Origin of the sequence: Streptomyces sp. NPDC008150, assembly GCF_042956945.1 — a bacterium.
Classification (GTDB): domain Bacteria; phylum Actinomycetota; class Actinomycetes; order Streptomycetales; family Streptomycetaceae; genus Streptomyces.
The window spans coordinates 255285-272401 of sequence record NZ_JBIBHJ010000010.1; the positions used below are offsets into that span (position 1 = coordinate 255285).

14 protein-coding genes and 1 tRNA gene are annotated in these 17117 nt (G+C 74.8%); 4 read left to right on the forward strand and 11 right to left on the reverse strand.

All coding sequences use genetic code 11. The features are described 5' to 3' along the window. Nucleotides 1-63 precede the first annotated feature (63 nt). Nucleotides 64-1326, forward strand: coding sequence for an enterochelin esterase (gene fes / locus ACFZA0_RS24630; protein WP_391020713.1), 1263 nt, complete (start codon nt 64-66; stop codon nt 1324-1326). Here fes (ACFZA0_RS24630) and ACFZA0_RS24635 read toward each other — a convergent pair. The 10 genes from ACFZA0_RS24635 to fes (ACFZA0_RS24680) all read right to left on the reverse strand — a co-directional run bounded on the left by ACFZA0_RS24635 (nt 1266) and on the right by fes (ACFZA0_RS24680) (nt 13503). Then, the gene (locus ACFZA0_RS24635) at nt 1266-2240 is read right to left on the reverse strand and encodes a 4'-phosphopantetheinyl transferase superfamily protein (RefSeq protein ID WP_391020715.1); all 975 of its coding nucleotides are present in this window, start codon (nt 2238-2240) and stop codon (nt 1266-1268) included. The two genes, fes (ACFZA0_RS24630) and ACFZA0_RS24635, sit on opposite strands and share 61 nt — an antisense overlap. Continuing rightward, on the reverse strand, nt 2213-2392 hold the full coding sequence (locus ACFZA0_RS24640) for an MbtH family NRPS accessory protein (RefSeq protein WP_391020717.1): 180 nt from the start codon (nt 2390-2392) through the stop codon (nt 2213-2215). Before ACFZA0_RS24640 ends, ACFZA0_RS24635 begins: the two co-directional genes overlap by 28 nt. Continuing rightward, the gene (locus ACFZA0_RS24645) at nt 2389-6294 is read right to left on the reverse strand and encodes an amino acid adenylation domain-containing protein (protein ID WP_391020719.1); all 3906 of its coding nucleotides are present in this window, start codon (nt 6292-6294) and stop codon (nt 2389-2391) included. The genes ACFZA0_RS24640 and ACFZA0_RS24645 overlap by 4 nt, the downstream gene beginning before the upstream one ends. Beyond that, a complete protein-coding gene (locus tag ACFZA0_RS24650; protein ID WP_391020721.1) occupies nt 6291-6518 on the reverse strand; it encodes a phosphopantetheine-binding protein in 228 nt (75 codons plus the stop codon). The genes ACFZA0_RS24645 and ACFZA0_RS24650 overlap by 4 nt, the downstream gene beginning before the upstream one ends. 6 nt (nt 6519-6524) lie before the next feature. Continuing rightward, on the reverse strand, nt 6525-7157 hold the full coding sequence (locus ACFZA0_RS24655; protein ID WP_391020723.1) for an isochorismatase family protein: 633 nt from the start codon (nt 7155-7157) through the stop codon (nt 6525-6527). 15 nt (nt 7158-7172) lie between these two features. Beyond that, entirely contained in the window at nt 7173-8840 is a 1668-nt protein-coding gene (locus tag ACFZA0_RS24660; protein WP_391020847.1) for an AMP-binding protein, read from the reverse strand. A gap of 8 nt (nt 8841-8848) precedes the next feature. After that, on the reverse strand, nt 8849-10045 hold the full coding sequence (locus ACFZA0_RS24665; protein ID WP_391020725.1) for an isochorismate synthase: 1197 nt from the start codon (nt 10043-10045) through the stop codon (nt 8849-8851). A gap of 110 nt (nt 10046-10155) precedes the next feature. Further along, a complete protein-coding gene (locus tag ACFZA0_RS24670; protein ID WP_391020727.1) occupies nt 10156-10977 on the reverse strand; it encodes a 2,3-dihydro-2,3-dihydroxybenzoate dehydrogenase in 822 nt (273 codons plus the stop codon). Next, the gene (locus ACFZA0_RS24675) at nt 10974-11972 is read right to left on the reverse strand and encodes an ABC transporter substrate-binding protein (RefSeq protein WP_391020729.1); all 999 of its coding nucleotides are present in this window, start codon (nt 11970-11972) and stop codon (nt 10974-10976) included. The genes ACFZA0_RS24670 and ACFZA0_RS24675 overlap by 4 nt, the downstream gene beginning before the upstream one ends. A gap of 118 nt (nt 11973-12090) precedes the next feature. Beyond that, nucleotides 12091-13503 (reverse strand): enterochelin esterase, encoded by a 1413-nt coding sequence (fes, locus tag ACFZA0_RS24680; RefSeq protein ID WP_391020731.1) that lies wholly within the window; start codon nt 13501-13503, stop codon nt 12091-12093. A 297-nt stretch (nt 13504-13800) separates the two neighbouring features. Between fes (ACFZA0_RS24680) and ACFZA0_RS24685 the strand changes: the two genes are divergently transcribed. The 3 genes from ACFZA0_RS24685 to ACFZA0_RS24695 all read left to right on the forward strand — a co-directional run bounded on the left by ACFZA0_RS24685 (nt 13801) and on the right by ACFZA0_RS24695 (nt 16096). Then, nucleotides 13801-14853 carry an iron chelate uptake ABC transporter family permease subunit gene (locus tag ACFZA0_RS24685; protein ID WP_391020733.1) on the forward strand — a complete coding sequence of 351 codons (1053 nt, stop codon included), beginning with the start codon at nt 13801-13803 and terminating at the stop codon, nt 14851-14853. After that, entirely contained in the window at nt 14850-15929 is a 1080-nt protein-coding gene (locus ACFZA0_RS24690) for an iron chelate uptake ABC transporter family permease subunit (RefSeq protein WP_391020735.1), read from the forward strand. The genes ACFZA0_RS24685 and ACFZA0_RS24690 overlap by 4 nt, the downstream gene beginning before the upstream one ends. Nucleotides 15930-16022: 93 nt before the next feature. After that, nucleotides 16023-16096 (forward strand) — tRNA-Pro (locus tag ACFZA0_RS24695). A 156-nt stretch (nt 16097-16252) separates the two neighbouring features. On the opposite strand, the gene ACFZA0_RS24700 is transcribed toward ACFZA0_RS24695, so the two are convergent. Next, nucleotides 16253-16552 (reverse strand): tyrosine-type recombinase/integrase, encoded by a 300-nt coding sequence (locus tag ACFZA0_RS24700; protein ID WP_391020737.1) that lies wholly within the window; start codon nt 16550-16552, stop codon nt 16253-16255. Nucleotides 16553-17117: the final 565 nt, after the last annotated feature.

Genomic DNA, 17117 nt, shown 5'->3' on the forward strand with positions numbered 1-17117 from the left:
CGACGATGTTGACTTAGGTTAGCCTAACCTTCTGTTGGAACGTTCTCTCACCCCGGAGCCACGATGATCGCGTCCGCCCCGCCCCAGGGGGCACCGCACCACCCGCCCCGGCTGACCAGGCCCGACCCGGTGCCGCGGTTGTCCGCCCCCGGTGTCCAACTCCCGGACCCAGCCGATGCGGAGGAGTTCTGGGCCGAGGCGGCCCGCCGGGGCACACCGCTCCTGGCCCCCGATCCGCTGGGCGCGGCCGACCACTTGGCGGTGACGTTCCTGTGGCGGGGCACCCCCGCGACGCGCGCGGTGCACGTCCTGCCGAACAAGCTCGGCGATCCCCGGTCGCCCGAGGGCAACCTGATGGAGCGGGTGCCGGGCACCGACGTCTGGCACTGGACGCTGCGGCTGCGCGACGACTGGCGCGGTACCTACGACCTGTTCGTGGACGAGGGCGACTGCCCCGAGCCCGGCACCCGTGACTACTGGGCCCGGCTGCGTACCCGTCCGCGTGCCGACCCCCTCAACTCCCGTACGCTGCCCCGTCGCTGGGGCGGTGTCCCGGTCCCGTACGCCGAGCTTCCGCGCGCGCCGCGGGCGGGCGACTGGCAGGCCCGGCCGGGGGTGCCCGCCGGGACCGTCACCGAGCACACCGTCGCGAGCCGGGTGCTCGGCGGCAGCCGCCGCGTGTGGCTGTACGAACCCCCGGGACGTGCGGGGGAGTTCGCCGATCTCCCGGTGCTCGTACTGCTGGACGGGGAGCACTGGCAGCCGGGTCTCGGGGTGTCCGCGCTGCTGGACAACCTCATCGCCGACGGCCGGATCCCGCCGACCGCCGCCGTCCTGCCGGAGTCGGTCGACGCCGCCACCCGCTGGGCCGAGCTGTCGTGCCGCCCCGCGTTCACGTCCTTCCTCGCCGACGAGCTGCTGCCCTGGGCCGCCGGGCGGCAGCCCGCCCTCACCGACGACCCCGCGCGCACGGTGCTGGCCGGACAGAGCCTCGGCGGACTCACCGCCGTCCACGCGGCCCTGGGCGCGCCGCACCGGTTCGGCAACGCCCTTGTCCAGTCGGGGTCGTTCTGGTGGCCGGTGGGCCCGGACGCCGAGTGGCTCACCGCGCGCATCGCCGCGTCACCGCCGCTGCCCGTGCGTCTGCGGCTCTCCTTCGGCGAGCAGGAGTGGGTCGCGCTGCCCGCGGCCCGGCGCCTGCGCGACACGCTCGCCGCCGCCGGGTACGACGACGTGACCTACCGCGAGTTCAACGGGGGTCACGACTATCTCTGCTGGCGCACGGAACTCGCGGACGGCCTGGTCGAACTCCTCGGCGCGGGCTGACGCGCCCCGGCCGGGCGGCGGTCGCCGTGCCGCGGCCGGTCCGGCGGTGCGGGGGAGCGGCGCGACCGCGCAGGCCCCCGCCCACGGCCCGGGGACCACGGCGTGGGGGGGGGGGGGGGGCCGCCCCCCCCCCCCCCCCCCCCGGCCCCCCCCCCCCCCCCGGGGGGGGGGGGGGGGGGGGGGCGGGCGGCCCCCGCGCCGCCCCCCCCCCCGGCCGGGGGCCCCCGGGGGGGGGGGCGGGGGGCCCCCCCCGCCCCCGACGCCGGACGTGTCCCCGTGCCCACGAAGTGTTCCCGGAGGGCACGGTGCGACAGCCCCTCGCCCGTCGCCTTCAACAGCGCCTCCTTGCGCGTCCAGCACCGGGCGAACGCGGCGGCCCGTCCGCCCGGTGCGAGACGGGCCAACTCCCCTTGCTCGCGGGGGTGCAGGGCCGCGGTCGCGTCCCGTACCAGGTCCGGGTCCGGGGTCCGCTCCAGATCCACCCCGACCGGGGCGGCGGCCACGCCCAGCAGTGCGGCGCCGGCCGTGCGGGAGAGCGAGAAGTGCAGCCCGGCCCCGGCCGGTCCCGCGACCGCCGGGCGGCCGTGCGGGCCCCCGCAGCCGGGACAGGGCAGCCGCGTCAGCGGTACCTCCGCCGGGGCCGACCCGAGCCGCAGCCCCAGCAGCAGGCGCAGCACGGCGTGCGCGGCGACGTACAGCGCACGGTCGTCGGCACGCCGCAGCGCCGACGCCCGCTCCCGTTCGCCGGAGCTCAGCGCGGACCACCCCGGCGGGTCCGCCGGGGACCCGCCGGGGACCGTCCGCACCAGCCACAGCCGCGGCGACCGCGGCCCGCTCGTCGCGGGCGCCCCGCCGGACCCCCGTGCCCCGGTCCCGGACACCGCGCTCACCCCCGCTCCACCCGCCGCACGCACGCGTCGTGCGGCGCCGGGCCGAAGCGGGCCGCCCAGCCCGGGGGCACCGCCCGCCAGGCCGGCCACAGCGACACCGCGCCGCGCGGGCTCTCCAGCACGAGGTGGGTGTCGTGGCCCTCGGGACCCGGGTCGAACGGGCCGGCGGCGCTCACGCGTCGATCTCCCTCAGCCGGGCCGTCAGCGCGGCGGCGATGTCGTCGAGGAACCGGTCACGCATCAACTGCGGGTGCGTGCAGTCGAGATCGAGGTTGACGATCTCGCCGCCGACGTGCGGACGCCACGCCTCGCGGGTCAGCCAGTCCTCGGCGCGCGGCGCCGCCGCCGTGAAGAACAGCACGTCGCCGTCGTACCGGGCGTGCCGGTGTTCGCGCATCATCCGCGCGTGGTTCGGCACGATGTCCACGATCCGCGACAGCGTGCGGTCACCGAGTCCCGCGAGCGGACTGCCGGCCCGGCGCAGCGTGGCGAGCACGTCGTCGCGGTCGCGTTCGCCGGTGCGCTCGAAGCCCGCCATGCGCAGCACCGCCGTGAGCGCGTCGCCCTCCTCGGGCGCGGACCGTTCCCGCCACTGCTCGGCGGGGAACGAGTCGAGCAGCGCGAGGAGTTCGACCTCCTCGCCCGCCTCCTGGAGCAGCACGGCGACGGTGTGCGCGAGGACCCCGCCGACGGACCAGCCGACGAGCCGGTACGGGCCGTGCGGGCGCGTCCGGCGGATCTGCCGGACGTAGTCCTCCGCCTCCTCCTGGAGGCTGGCCGGCAGCGGGTCGTCGTCGGCGAGGCCGCGCGCCTGGATCCCGTACACGGGCTGGTCGGGGCCCAGACGTGCGGCCAGTCCGGCGTAGCACCACGCGATACCGCCCGCCGGATGGATCGCGAACAGCGGGGCGCGCCCGCCCTCCGCGCGCAGCGGCAGCACCACGCCGAGCGCGTCCCCGGACGCCGGGCGCCCGGCGTCGAGACGCGGTGCGAGCGCGGCCGGGGTGGGCGCCTCGAACAGGGAGCCGATGGTCAGTTCCGTGCCGAACTCCTCCCGTACCCGGCCCACCAGTCGCACCGCGAGCAGCGAGGTGCCGCCCAGGTCGAAGAAGGCGTCGTCGGGACCGACGCCGTCCACCCCCAGCACCTCGGCGAACAGCCGGGTCAGGGCCTCCTCCCGCGGACCCGACGGGCGCCGGGCACCCGGGCCGCCCGCGAACACGGGGGCGGGCAGCTCCCGGCGGTCCAGCTTGCCGTTGGGGCTGAGCGGGAACGCGTCGAGGACGACCACCGCCGACGGCACCATGTGCTCGGGCAGTTCACGGGCGACGGCGGCGCGCACGGCAGCGCCGTCGACCGCGCCGGTGACGTAGCCGACGAGGCGGTCCTCCAGCACCAGCGCGCAGGCGCCGTCCACGCCGTCCCGGGCCGCCAGCACGGCCTCGATCTCGCCGAGTTCGATGCGCTGCCCGCGCAGCTTCACCTGGTGGTCGGTGCGGCCCAGGTACTCGACCTCGCCGTCGCGCGTCCACCGGGCCAGGTCGCCGGTGCGGTACATGCGGGTGCCGGGCGCACCGAACGGATCGGCCACGAACCGGGTCGCGTTCAGCTCGGGCCTGTTGAGGTAGCCGTCCGCCAACTGCGCACCCGCCAGGAACAGTTCGCCCGGAACGCCGGGCGGGCACGGCTGGAGCGCCGCGTCCAGGACGTACAGGCGGGTGTTCCACACCGGCGCCCCGATCGGCACGGGACCCGTACCGTACGGCGCGCACGCGTGGAAGGTGACGTCGACCGCGGCCTCCGTCGGGCCGTACAGGTTGTGCAGCTCCACGCCGGGCAGCGCGTGCCCGAAGGCGTTCGCCGTCTCGCGGGGCAGCGCCTCGCCGGAGCAGAAGACGCGGCGCAGTCCGGTGCAGGACGCCGCGTCCGGGCCGGCCAGGAAGACCTGGAGCATCGACGGCACGAAGTGGCAGGTGGTGACGGCCTGTTCGCGGATCAGCCGGGCCAGGTACACCGGGTCCTTGTGCCCGCCCGGGTCGGCGACGACCAGCGTCGCGCCCTGCCGCAGCGGCCAGAAGAACTCCCACACCGACACGTCGAACGACGAGGGCGTCTTCTGCAGCACCCGGTCCCCGGCGGTCAGCCCGTACGTGTGCTGCATCCAGCGCAGCCGGTTGTCGATCGCACCGTGCGACACCACGACACCCTTGGGCCGGCCCGTCGAGCCGGAGGTGTAGATGACATAGGCGGGATGGCCGGGCGTGAGCGCGCGCGCCGGGTTCACCCACGGGTACGCGGAGAGGTCGAGGCCGTCCAGCACCACGAGCGGTGTCGCCGTCCCGGCGGGCAGCCGCTCCGCGCTGTCCGTGACCGCGCACACGGGGGCGGCGTCCTCCAGCATGTACGTCAGCCGCGGCGCCGGGTAGTCGGGGTCGAGCGGCAGGTAGGCGGCGCCCGCCTTGAGCACCGCGAGCAGAGACACCACCAGCTCCACCGAGCGCGGCACCGACACCGCCACCACCCGGCCCGGTCCCGCGCCCTGCCGTTGCAGGTGCCGCGCCAGCCGGTTGGCGCGCGCGTTCAGGTCGCCGTAGGTGAGGGTCGTGTCCCCGTGCACCAGCGCGATCGCGTGCGGGGTGCGCGCGGCCCGCGCCTCGATCGGGCCCACCAGCGTGGTCCTCGGCAGCGTGCGCGCCGTACGGTTGAACTCGTCGACCACCAGGGCGTGTTCGGCCGGGGTCGCGATGCCGTGCCGGGCGAGCGGCGCCTGCGGGTCGGCGACGGCGACGCGGTCGAGCAGGTGCAGGAACCGGTCCTGGTGCGCGGCCAGGTCGGCGCGTCCGTACAGCGCCGGGTTGCCGTCGTGGTCGACCCGCAGGCCCCGGCCGTCCGCCCGGTCGTAGACGTTCACGGTGAGGTCGTCGACGGGCCCCGCCGACAGGTTCCGGGCCCGGGCCGGCGACCCCGCGAAGTCCGCGCCGTAGTCGAAGGGCATGACGTTCACGAGCGGGCCCACCAGGCCCCGGCCCTCGCCCAGCAGGCCGAGGTCGCGGCGGATGTCCTCGTACCGGTAGCGCTGGTGGCGGCGCACCTCACGGATGCCGAGGACGACCCGGCGCACCAGCTCCGCGAACGTCGCGTCGGGGGAGACCGTCAGGCGCAGCGGCAGCACGTTCATCACCATGCCCGGCACCCGCAGCGCCACCGAGCCCATGCGGCCCATCATCGGCAGCCCGAGCACCACGTCCGCGCGGCCTGTCGCGCGGGAGGTGTACAGGGCCTGCGCGGCGATCAGCACGTCCGGCCAGGTCGCCCGCAGCCGGGCGGCCAGTTCGCGCAGGCTCTCGGTCGCCTCCGGGGAGAGGTACGCGGTGCGGCGCAGGAACGTCCGCCGGGGGAGCGCGGACCGGCCGGCCAGGCGCGGCGCCTCCGGGCGGTCGGCGAACGCGGCGGACCAGTGGTCGCGGTCGGCGGCGAACGCCTCCGAGCCGCGGTACGACGCGTCGTCGGCCACCAGGCCGGCCAGCGTGCCGAAGGCGCGCGGGGACGGCTCCTCGCCGGCGGCCAGGGCCCCGTACACCTCGGCGGTGCGGCGCACGAGGAGCGAGTAGCCGTACCCGTCGGTGACCAGGTGGTGGATGCGCTGGTACCAGAGCCAGCGCCGCTCGCCGACCCGGAACAGGGCGTGCGCGAAAGGCGGTTCGGACGTCGGGTCGCAGGGGCGGGCCAGGTCGGCGGCCATCCACTCCTCGGCCGTGCGCACCGCGTCGTGCGCGGCCCGCAGGTCCCGCACGGTGAGCGGCAACTCAACCTCGTCGTACAGCAGTTGGCGAGGCCCGTCGGGGGTGTCCGTGAACCGCACGCGCAGCGCGTCCGCCTCGGCGACGACGCGGCGGAGTGCTTCCGCGAACGTCTCCGGGTCGACCGGGCCGTCGATCTCCAGGCACTCCGCGGTGTTCTGCGCGGGGCTGTCCGGGTCGAGGGCCCGCGCGTACCACATGCCCGACTGGGCGGCGGTGAGCGGGAGTTCGGTGACCGGCAGGCCGACCGGGTCGGCGCCGGTGTGCAGCAGCGTCATACCGCCCCCAGCTTCGGCGCCCAGACCTCGATGGCCGGCTGCTCGGCGAGATCGGCGAAGTCGGCGTGCACGCCGTGGTCGCGGCGCCAGCGTTCCAGCAGCGCCATGATGCGCACGGAGTCGAGCCCGTGGTCGACGAGGTTCTCGTCGAGGGGGATGTCCGCGGGATCCTCGCCGAGGCAGTCGGCGACGTCGGTGCGGATCTGCTCCAGGGTGAGGGCCATGACGGCTCAGACCTCCTTGAAGAGGGCGTCGGTGGTGGTCACGACCGCGCAGCGGCCGGCGGACCAGCGCAGCGCCATGTCGTGGTCGTCCCGGGAGAAGTCGGCGACGGCGTCCGCGACGACGAACGCCTGGACGTCGCGCATCCACGCGTCGCAGGCGGTCATCATGACGCCGATGTGCGCGTACACGCCGACGACGACGATCTGGTCGCGGCCCCAACCGGCCATCAGCTCGGCCAGTTCGGTGCGTACGTAGGCGCTGTACTTCCACTTGGTGAGCACCACGTCGTCCGCGTCGGGCGCCACCGCGTCGGGCACGGCGAGCCGTGCCGGGTCGTCGGCGACACCGGGGCCCCAGAAGTCGAGCTGGAGTCCGCGTTCCTCGGGGGTCTGGCCGCCGCGCTGCGTGGAGTAGACGACCGGCACGCCGAGGCGCCGGCCCTCCTTCAGCAGGCGGGCGGTGTTGTCGAGCATGCCGGTCAACGGCTGCTGCCCGGCCGGGAAGGCGGACAGGAAGTGCTCCTGGAGGTCGTGCACGAGCAGCACGGCGCGGTCGGGGTCGACGGTCCAGCCGACCCGGTTGGCGGGCAACTCGTCGGCCGTGGGCAGGGGATACGGGGCGATGGCGGGAAGTGCCATGTCGGTGGGGGCCTTTCAGTGCTGCTCGGCGGCGGACCGCTGGTGCTTCTTGCTGACCTTGCCGACGCCGGTCTGCGGGAACGCGTCGACGAACTCGACCAGGTCGGGGACCTTGTAGGCGGCGATGCCGCGCTCGCGCACGAACCGTTTCACCGCGACGGCCCGCAGCGGCTCGGCACCCTCGCGCAGGACGACGTACGCCAGCGAACGCTCCCCGAGGTACTCGTCCGGCACCCCGACCACCGACACGTCGTGCACCGACGGATGGCCCAGGATGACGTTCTCGACCTCCTCCGGCGCGATCTTCTCGCCGCCCCGGTTGATCTGGTCCTTCGCCCGCCCCTCGACGACCAGGTGCCCGCTCGGCAGCCGCCGCACGATGTCGCCGGTGCGGTAGAAGCCGTCCCCGGTGAACGAGCGCGCGTTGTGCTCCGGGGCCCGCCAGTAGCCGCGGATCGTGTACGGCCCGCGGGTCAGCAGGTGCCCGAACTCCCCGTCGGGCAGGTCGTTGTCCTCGTCGTCCACGACGCGCACCTCGTCGTCGGCCGAGATCGGCCGGCCCTGCGTGGTGACCACCGTCTCCGTGTCGTCGTCCAGGCGCGTGTAGTTGACCAGCCCCTCGGCCATGCCGAACACCTGCATGAGCCGGCAGCCGAGTGCCGGTTCCAGCCGACGGGCCGCCTCCGCGCTGTACTTGGCGCCGCCGACGAGTACGAGCTCCAGGCTCGACAGGTCGTGCGCGCTCTTCGCGGCGGCCTCCGTCCACACCAGCGCGAGCGGCGGCACCAGCCCCGTCATGGTGATCCGCTCCCGCTCCACGAGGGGGAACGCGGTGCCCGGATCGGGTGCCGGACTCAGTACGGCGGTGCCGCCCGCGTACAGCACACCCAGCCAACCCGGCGAACTCATGGGGTAGTTGTGGGCCGCCGGCAGGACGACGAGGAAGCGGGTGCCGCCGTCGACCCCGCAGATCTCGTTGGAACCCCGCAGCGAGTACAGGTAGTCGTCGTGCGTGCGGGGGATGAGCTTCGGGACGCCCGTCGTGCCGCCCGAGAGCTGGAGGAACGCCAGCTCGTGCGCCAGGGGCCCGGCGAGGGCGCCGTCCGGCTCGCGCGGCACGTCGGAGAGCGCCGTGTGCGGGCCCGGGTCGCCGGCCACGAACACCTCGCGCAGCGAGGGGGTGGCGTCCTTCACGCGCGTCGCCAGTTCGCGGTGGTCGAATCCGGCGTTGCGGTCCGGGATCACGTACGCGACGGCCTCCGTGGCGGCGCACAGATGGGCGATCTCGGTGTCCCGGTGCGCGGGCAGCGTGTAGACCGGCAGCGCGCCGATCCGGAACAGCGCGAAGACGACCTCGACGAACTCACCGACGTTCGGGAGCTGGAGGACGACGCGGTCGCCCTTGCGGATGCCGCGCGCGGCGAATCCCGCGGCCAACCGGTCGGCGTTCTCGTCGAGTTGGCGGTAGGTCCAGGTGCGGCGCACGGCACCCGGCTCGACCAGCGCCACCCGGTCGGGGTGGGTCGCGGCGCGGTCGCGCAGCATCCCGCCGAAGGTCTCGCCGCGCCAGTGGCCCGCCGCGCGGTAGCGCTCGGCGAACCCGGCCGGCCAGGTGGGCGCGTCGAGCCCCGGCGTGGTCGCGGGCGGTGAACCGGCCTCGGCTGCAAGGGCGTTGTCGGTCACGGAGGTGGTCACAGCGAGGCCCCCACGGCACTGAGGAACGTACGGAACTTGGCACCGGTCTCGGCGGTCTCCGCCTCCGGCGACGACGCGGCCACCACACCGGCGCCCGCGAACAGCCGCAGCGAGCGGCCCTCGGCCTCGGCGCAGCGGATCGTCACGACCCACTCTCCTTCGCCGTCCGCGTCCTGCCAGCCGACCATGCCGGTGTAGGCGCCCCGGTCGAACGGCTCCGACGCGGCGATCACGGCGCGCGCCACGTCGGTCGGCGTCCCGCACACGGCGGGCGTCGGGTGCAGCGCGGCGGCCAGGTCCAGCGCGGTCGTGCCCGGGTCGGCGAGGCGGCCGGTGACGGTGGTCGACAGGTGCCACATGGCCGCCGTCCGCACCAGCGTGGGCCGCTCCGGCACGTCGAGCCCGTCGCAGAAGGGGGCCAGGGCCGCCCGGACCGCGTCCACGACGACGGCGTGCTCGTGCAGGTCCTTCGGCGACTCCAGCAGCGCCGCGGCCCGGCGGACGTCCTCGGCGAGGTCGGGGCTGCGCGGCGCGGACCCGGCGAGCGGGTTGGCGACGAGCCGCCCGCCCCGCCGGGCGACCAGCAGTTCGGGGCTGGCGCCCACGAGGGTGCGGCCCGGACCGGTCGGCACGGCGAACGTGTAACCGGCCGGGTCGCGGCGGGCCAGCCGCCGCAGCATGGCGGGCAGGTCGGGGCGCCGGGGCGCGGTCAGTTCGAGGGTGCGGGCGAGGACGACCTTGTCGAACTCGCCCGCCCGCATGCGCGTGACGGCGGAGGCGACGGCGGCCGCGTACTCCGCGGCGGCCGGTACCTCGGTGACCTGCCAGTCCGTCCGGCTCTCGGTGTCCGGCACCGGCAGCGCGATCAGCGGGTCCTCGCGCAGCGGCGGCGCCCAGCGGACGCTCTCCGGAACGGCGAGCATGGGTGCCGCGTCCGGGGCGAACGGCAGCGCGCCGATCACGACGGGAGCGGGGTCGCCCGCCCGCCGCCGTGCCCGGAGCGTCTCCCGCACGCGGACGGCCAACGGGTCGCTCCCGTCGGGTATTTCGGCGGCGGTGCCGCGGCCGAGGAGGGTGTGCCGGGGCGAGGCGAGGAACCGGTCGGTGGCCGGCCGGTAGACGTCGATCAGACCGGTGGCCTCGCCGGGCGGGACCAACTCGGGTGTGACGGGTTCGTGCACAGGGGCGGTCATGGTTGTCTCCAGTGGGGGGACGGACGGCACGGACGGGGCACGGTGCGGTGCGGCGCGCGGGGCCGGGGCCGGCGGGGGGACGGCCGGCCCGGCGGCGCCCGCGGCGGGGGTCAGGCCCGCAACGTGGCGCCGCCGTCCACGTACAGGTCGTGCAGGGTGATGTGGCGGGCGCGGTCCGAGGCGAGGAAGACCACTGCGTCCGCGATGTCGGAGGGTTCGGCGATCCGGCCGAGCGGGATGCCCGTGCGGTACGTCGCCGGGTCCCCCTCGATCACCCGCCGCGCGGCGGCGTCCTCGTCGCCGGCCGCCCACATGCCGCGCTGCATGTCGGTGAGGGTGGAGCCGGGGGAGACGGTGTTGCACCGCACGCCCCGTCCCGCGACCTCCAGGCCGAGGCACTTGGTGAACATCACCGTCGCGGCCTTCGACGCCGCGTACGCCGCCATGCCCGTACGGGGGATGCCGCCCGCGTTGGACGCGACGGTGACGATGCTGCCCCGGCCGCGCGCGGTCATCCGGCGGGCGGCGGCCTGCGACACGTGGAACACGCCGTTGGTGTTGACGGCGAAGGTCGCCGCCCAGTCCGCGTGGTCCAGGTCGACGACGTCGGACATGCGCAGCACCCCGGCCACGTTGACGCAGACGTCGAGGGCGCCGAGCGTGGTCTCGGTGTCGTCGACCAGCGCCTCGACGGCGGCGGCGTCGGTGACGTCGAGGGTGCGGGCGGTGACCTGATGCGGGTGCCTCTCGGCGAGTTCGCCGATGCCCTCCGGCCCCAGATCGGTGGCGAGGACGCGGGCGCCGCGCTCGACGAGGGCGGTGACGACGGCGGCGCCGATGCCGCGTCCCGCTCCGGTCACGAGGGCGAGACGCCCGTCGAGTCCCGGTTCCCCGGTGGTTCCCGCGGTCCCGCCGCCGGTACGGGCGCTCACGGGGCGAGCGCCTTGGTCACGTCGTCGAGCACGATCCGGGCCGCGAGCGGGCCCCCCGCGCTGTTCCAGGCGGAGCCCTGGACGACCACGACGTGTCCCTCCTTCTCCGCCTTCAGGCGGCCGAAGTTGGCGACCTTCCTCGCCTCGGCGTAGGCGGTCTCGCCGTCGGCCTTCGTGCCGAGGACGCCGAAGAACAGCCAGTCGCCGTCGATGGTGGAGAGCTTCTCCGGGCTGACCGGCACGCTGTGCCCGACGCCGGTGCCCCGCTGGTTCGCGGGCCGGGTCAGGCCGAGCTGGGCGAGGGTGGAGCCGACGTGGTTCTTGCCCACGCCCACGGTGGAGGGCGCGCCGTTCTGCCAGCGCACGACGCTCGCCTCGGTGCCCGCGTTGGCGCCGAGCCTCTTCTTCGCGGCGGCCACGTCGCTGTCGAAGCCGGCGAGCCACTTGGTGGCCTCCGGCTTCTTGTTGAGCGCGTCGGCGGTCGCGGTGAAGCTCTTCTTCCAGTCCTCGTTGAGCTTGGCGGTGAGCACGGTCGGCGCGATGGCCTTGAGCTTGGCGAGCTGGCTCTTGGCCGCGGTGGTCTCGTCGACCAGGATCAGGTCCGGCTGGAGCGCCGCGACCTTCTCCAGGTCGGCCTCGGCGACGGTCGCCACGACCTGGGTGCCCTTCGCCTTGTCGGCGAGGTAGGTGGACACGCCCTTCTGTCCGCGCCCCGCTGTGGTGCCGACCGGCAGGACGCCCAGCGCGAGGGAGGCGTCGAGGGTGGGCTCGCTCAGCGCGACGACCTTCTTCGGGTCGGCGGGCACCTTCACCTTGTGGCCGTCGGCGTCGGTGACCTGGCGGGTGGCGGACGAACCGCCGTCCTGGGCCTTGTCGTCGCCGCCGCACCCGGTCAGGACGACGGCTCCGGCCACCGCGGCGGCGGCCGACGCCAGGAACGTTCTGCGGGAGGCGCGGGACGGGCGGGAGGCACGAGGGGAACGGGGGATGGGCATGGGGAGGCAACTCCGGTTTCTGTCTTGGTGGTGGGGTGTGATGCGGTGTGCTGAGGTGCATGTCATGCACAGGACATGGATGTGGCCGTGGTCGGCCCCCGCGTCGGCGCCGGGGTGCTCAGGGGCGGGCGGTGCCCAGCAGCCCGACCAGCCCGTCGGCCAGCGCGCCGTGCCAACAGGCGTGGTCGTGGCCGCCGTTGAACTCGCCGTGGGTCACCCGGTGGCCGCCCGCGCGCAACGCGCCGGTCAGCGTGCGGGCGTGGTCCACCATGGCGCCCTCGTGCAGTCCGACGGCCACGTGGAACGTCGTCGGCGCGAGCCGCGCGGCGGTGTACCGCTCGACGAGCCAGGGCAGGCCGTCGACCGGGGGTTTGGGCTCCGCCTGCGCCACCCCGGGCCGCCACCACAGCGACGGCGACTGGGCGAGCACCGCGCCGAACCGCTCGGGCCGGGTGAGCGCGGCGTACAGCGCGGTCGTGCCGCCCAGGCTCTGCCCCGCGACGACCGTCCGCCCCGGTTCGGTGGTCAGCGGTGCCCGGGTGGCCGCCCAGGGGAGCAGCTCGTCGGCGAGGAAGGCCACGAACGGGTCGCGTCCGCCGAGGTCGCGCCACCTGGTGTGCCGGTCGACGGCCTCCGGCGCGACCACCGCGAGCGGGGGCAGCGTGCCGTCGGCGATCAGCACGTCCAGGGTGTGTTCGAGACCCATGCGGCCGAACCACATGTCGCCGTCGCACAACACGACCACCGGCAGCGGCTGTTGGACCAGGGGCCCGCCGTGCGCGACGCCGGTCGGCAGGTAGAGCCGCACGTCCCGGTCCTCGCCGAGCACGGCACTGCCCACGCGGTGCCGTTCCACGCGCCCGGCCGGCACTGTGCCCACCCGCTGCGCCCACGGCTGGGCGGGGGCGTGCGGCAGCGCGAACACCGAACTCTCGGCGGCGTCCCAACGTGTGGCGACCGTACGGGGGTTGAGGGGATCGGCGGCGGCGTGCGCGGACAGTCCGCGCAACCGGTGCTGCAACCCCTCCGGGTCCGCGGGCGGTTCGTTCACCGAGATGTCGGCGGCCAGACGGTACGTACCCCGGTGGTCCGCGCGCAACTTCAGCCCCAGGTGCCAGACGTCCGTGCCCGGGACCTGCTCCAGCAGGGAGCCCGCCAGGAACCGACGGTCCGTCAATCTGTTGGCCAGCAGCACCACTTGGCGGGTAGCACGGTGACCGCGCCACAGGAACGTGACGGCGCGGTGGTCGGGCTCGTCCTCGATCTCCTCGATCAGCGGCGTGCCCAGCCGCTCCACTTCACGCCAGAACTCGGCCGAGAGGGCGGCCCGTTGCTCACCGTCATCAGCCGCGAGGCGGCCGAGGAGGCGGGTGACCCGGGGGCCGGTGGTCCGGACCGGCCGGGTGCCGTCGCGGGCATCGGCCGCCGGGTCCGTGGCGCCGGGGTCGGGCGCGGCTGTCGCGATCGGCACGGTGCTCCGCGTCGTGGTGGAGGATCCGGTGGTCCGTCGCGCGCTCTGCTGGGCGGGCATCTCTCCTCTTCTCGTCGCCGGCAAGGGCAAAGGGTCGTGCCGATCCACGCTCCTGGCCCGACCGGCACGGGGGACGGTTCGGGGCGGCGTGCCAACAAGATCGTCAACAACACTTCTTAGGTTAGCCTAAGCTAAGCACATGTCCATTGGATCATGCCCCCGGCCGAGGGAGGGCCGGCCGCTCCTCGCCGGGCGCCCCCCTCGCTCCCGGCCCGCGTCCTCCGTCCCGGCCCCCGCCGTCCAAGGGGGCCCCGGGCAGGGCCCTCCCTACCCGCCCGCCCCGTCCGGAACCACGTCGTGACCGCCGTCACCGCCGCGCCCGCACCGCCCGGCGAGGCACCCGCCGCTCCCCGTTCCGGCCGGACCCGCGCCCGAACGGCCGGACTGGTACTGGGACTTGTCCTCCTGGTCGCGGCGGCCGCACTCTCCCTGGCGGTCGGTGCCAAGCAGATACCCCTCGACCAGGTCTGGTCCGGGCTGTTCACCCCGTCGGGCACCGCCGACGACGCGATCGTGCGCCAACTCAGGCTGCCCCGCACCCTGATCGGCGTCGCCGTCGGCGCGGCCCTCGGCCTCGCCGGTGCCGTCATGCAGACCGTCACCCGCAACCCGCTCGCCGATCCCGGGCTGCTGGGCGTCAACTCCGGTGCCGCGGCAGCAGTGGTGACCGCGATCAGTGTGCTCGGGATCACGTCGTTCACCGGCTACCTCTGGTTCGCACTGGTGGGCGCGGCCGTCGCCGCCACCGCCGTCAACGCCCTCGGCGGCAGCCGGGGTGCCACCCCCGTACGACTCGCCCTCGCCGGAACGGCCGTCAACGCGGCGCTCCTCGGCTACGTCAACGGCCTCCAGCTCTGGGACCTGAGCACGCTCGACTCCATGCGCTACTGGTCGGTCGGCACCCTCGCCAAGCGCGACCTCCACCTGCTCGTGGTCGTCCTGCCGCTGCTCGCGGCCGGCGCGCTGCTCGCCCTCGGCCTGGCCCGTCCGCTCGGCGCGCTCTCGCTGGGGGACGACCAGGCACGGGCCCTGGGCACCAAGGTCGAACGCACCCGCGTCCTGTCGGTCGTCGCGGTCACGCTGCTGTGCGGCGCCGCGACCGCCGTGTGCGGGCCGATCGGCTTCGTGGGCCTGATGGTCCCGCACGCCGCCCGCTCCTTCAGCGGCCCCGACCCCCGCTGGCTGTTCCCGTACTGCGCGGTGTTCGCCCCGGTCCTCCTGCTCGTGTCCGACGTGATCGGGCGGGTGGTCGTGCCGCCCTCCGAGATCGAGGTGGGCACGGTCACCGCGTTCCTCGGCGGCCTGCTCTTCGTCCATCTCGTGCGGAAACGGAAGGTGGCCCAACTGTGAGCACCACCGAGGCACCCCGCCGCGGCGGGCCCGTGCGGCAGGGGCCGCGCGGCGCCCTGCTGCGCACCGGCCGCTGGTCCCTCCGCTACGACCCCCGCGCCCTGTCCGTGTGCGCGGCCCTGGCCGTGATCGCTGCCGTCAGCACCGTCTTCGCGGTGGGCACCGGCAGTTACGCGGTCGCGCCGCTCGACGTGGTGCGCACCTTCCTCGGCGACGGGCCGCCGGGCGCCGAGTTCGTCGTCGTCGACCTGCGGCTGCCGCGCGCCCTCGTGGCGGTCCTCGTCGGCTTCGCGATGGGCGTGGCGGGCGCGGTCTTCCAGTCCCTGACCCGCAACCCGCTCGGCAGCCCCGATATCACCGGCTTCGGCAACGGTGCCTCCGCGGGCGCCCTCGTGGCCATCATCCTGTTCGACGCGGGCGCCCCGCAGACCGCGGCCGGCGCCGTCTGCGGCGGCTTCGCCACGGCCACCGCGGTCTATCTGCTCGCGTGGAAGCGCGGCGTGCACGGCTACCGGCTGATCCTCGTCGGCATCGGCGCGTCCGCCGTCCTCGGCTCGGTCACCAGCTTCCTGTACGTCCGCGCCGACATCGGCAAGGCCGCCGAGGCCGCGAGCTGGATGATCGGTTCCCTCAACTCCCGCGACTGGAGCCAGGTCCGCGTCGCCGCGCTCGGCCTGGTCCTGCTGCTGCCGGTCGTGGTGGTGCTCGGCCGGCGGCTGACCGTACTGGAGATGGGCGACGACACCGCCGCCGCGCTCGGCGTACCGCCCGAACGCAGCCGCCTGCTCCTGCTGTGCGCGGGCACCGGCCTCACCGCGATGGCCGTCGCCGCGGCCGGACCGATCCCGTTCGTCGCCCTCGCCGCCCCGCAGTTGGCCCGCCGCGTGACCCGCGCGACCGGCCCGAACGTCCTCGCGGCGGGCTGGACGGGCGCGGTCCTTGTCTCGGTCGCCGACCTGGCCACCCAACGCGCCACGGGCTCCGCCCTGTTGCCGGTCGGCGTCGTCACGGGCGTGGGCGGCGGCCTCTACCTCGCGTGGCTCCTGCGCGCGGAACGCCGGGCGGCACGCCTCTGAACCCTCCCGGGCCGGGCGCCCGGGGAACACCCTCCGTGCCCGTACGGTATTCTTGCCGAGCGCGACCACACGGCTGACGGCCCGGTCGCGCACCGGGACGTGGCGCAGCTTGGTAGCGCACTTGACTGGGGGTCAAGGGGTCGCAGGTTCAAATCCTGTCGTCCCGACTGGAGACAGTCGCAGACGAGGGCCGGTGTCGGAGCTTTCCGACACCGGCCCTCACCCGTTTCTGGGGACCAGTTGGGGACCAGGTCCTCTGGACCGCCGGTGTCAGCGGGTGGTGACGATCCTGCTGGGCGGGGTGCGTGGGGCGCGCAGGGCGGTCAGGTGGGTGGTGAGTGCGGTGCCGGCGGCTGTGATCTTGTGGACGTCGGGGTCAGGTAACGCTGGGTGGTGGTCAGTGATCCGTGGCCGGCGATGCGGCGCAGGACGTGGATTTGTACGCCTGCGTCGGCGAACCAGGTCAGGCCGGTGTGGCGGAGATCGTGGCGGCGCAGGTGTTCGTAGCCGAGTGCGGTGACTACGTCGTCCCAGTGGGTGGCGTCGCGCAGGACGGCGGTGGAGATGCGTCCTCCGCGTGGTCCGGTGAAGAGGCGGGCGTCGGGGTTGGGTCCGGCGGCCAAGACGTGCTGGGCGACGAGGGGACGTATCTCTTCGATGATCGGTACCTTGCGCGCGTTTGCCTTTGGTGCCCTTGTCGGTGAGTCCTCCGGGTGCGGGGGTGGTCTGGCGGCGCACGGTCCAGATCCACTGGGTGGTGTCGATGTCGCCGACGCGGCAGCCGGATACCTCGCCGATGCGTGCGGCGGTGGATGCCGCGAAGAGGACGACGTCGCCCCAGCCGCGGTACTTGTCGTGGGAGGCGGCGACGAGAGCCTGTGAGAGTCGGGCGAGGGTTTCCCAGTTGGGCAGGGCGAGTGCGCGGGGGTTGAGGAGCTCGTCCTCGACCTGCTTGTAGAGCTTCTGCCAGCCTGTCACGCGGGCGGGGTTGACCTTGATGATGCCGTCGCGGACCGCTTGCTCCATGATGCGGACCAGGACGGCGATGGTGTTCTTCACCGTCGAGCGGCTGTGCTCGTCGGCGATCCAGTTCTGCACGGTCCGGTCGACGACACCATTGGTGATCATCCGCACCGGGAGGTGGCCCAGTGCCGGGACCACACGCACCCGCCATCCCGACAGGTAAGG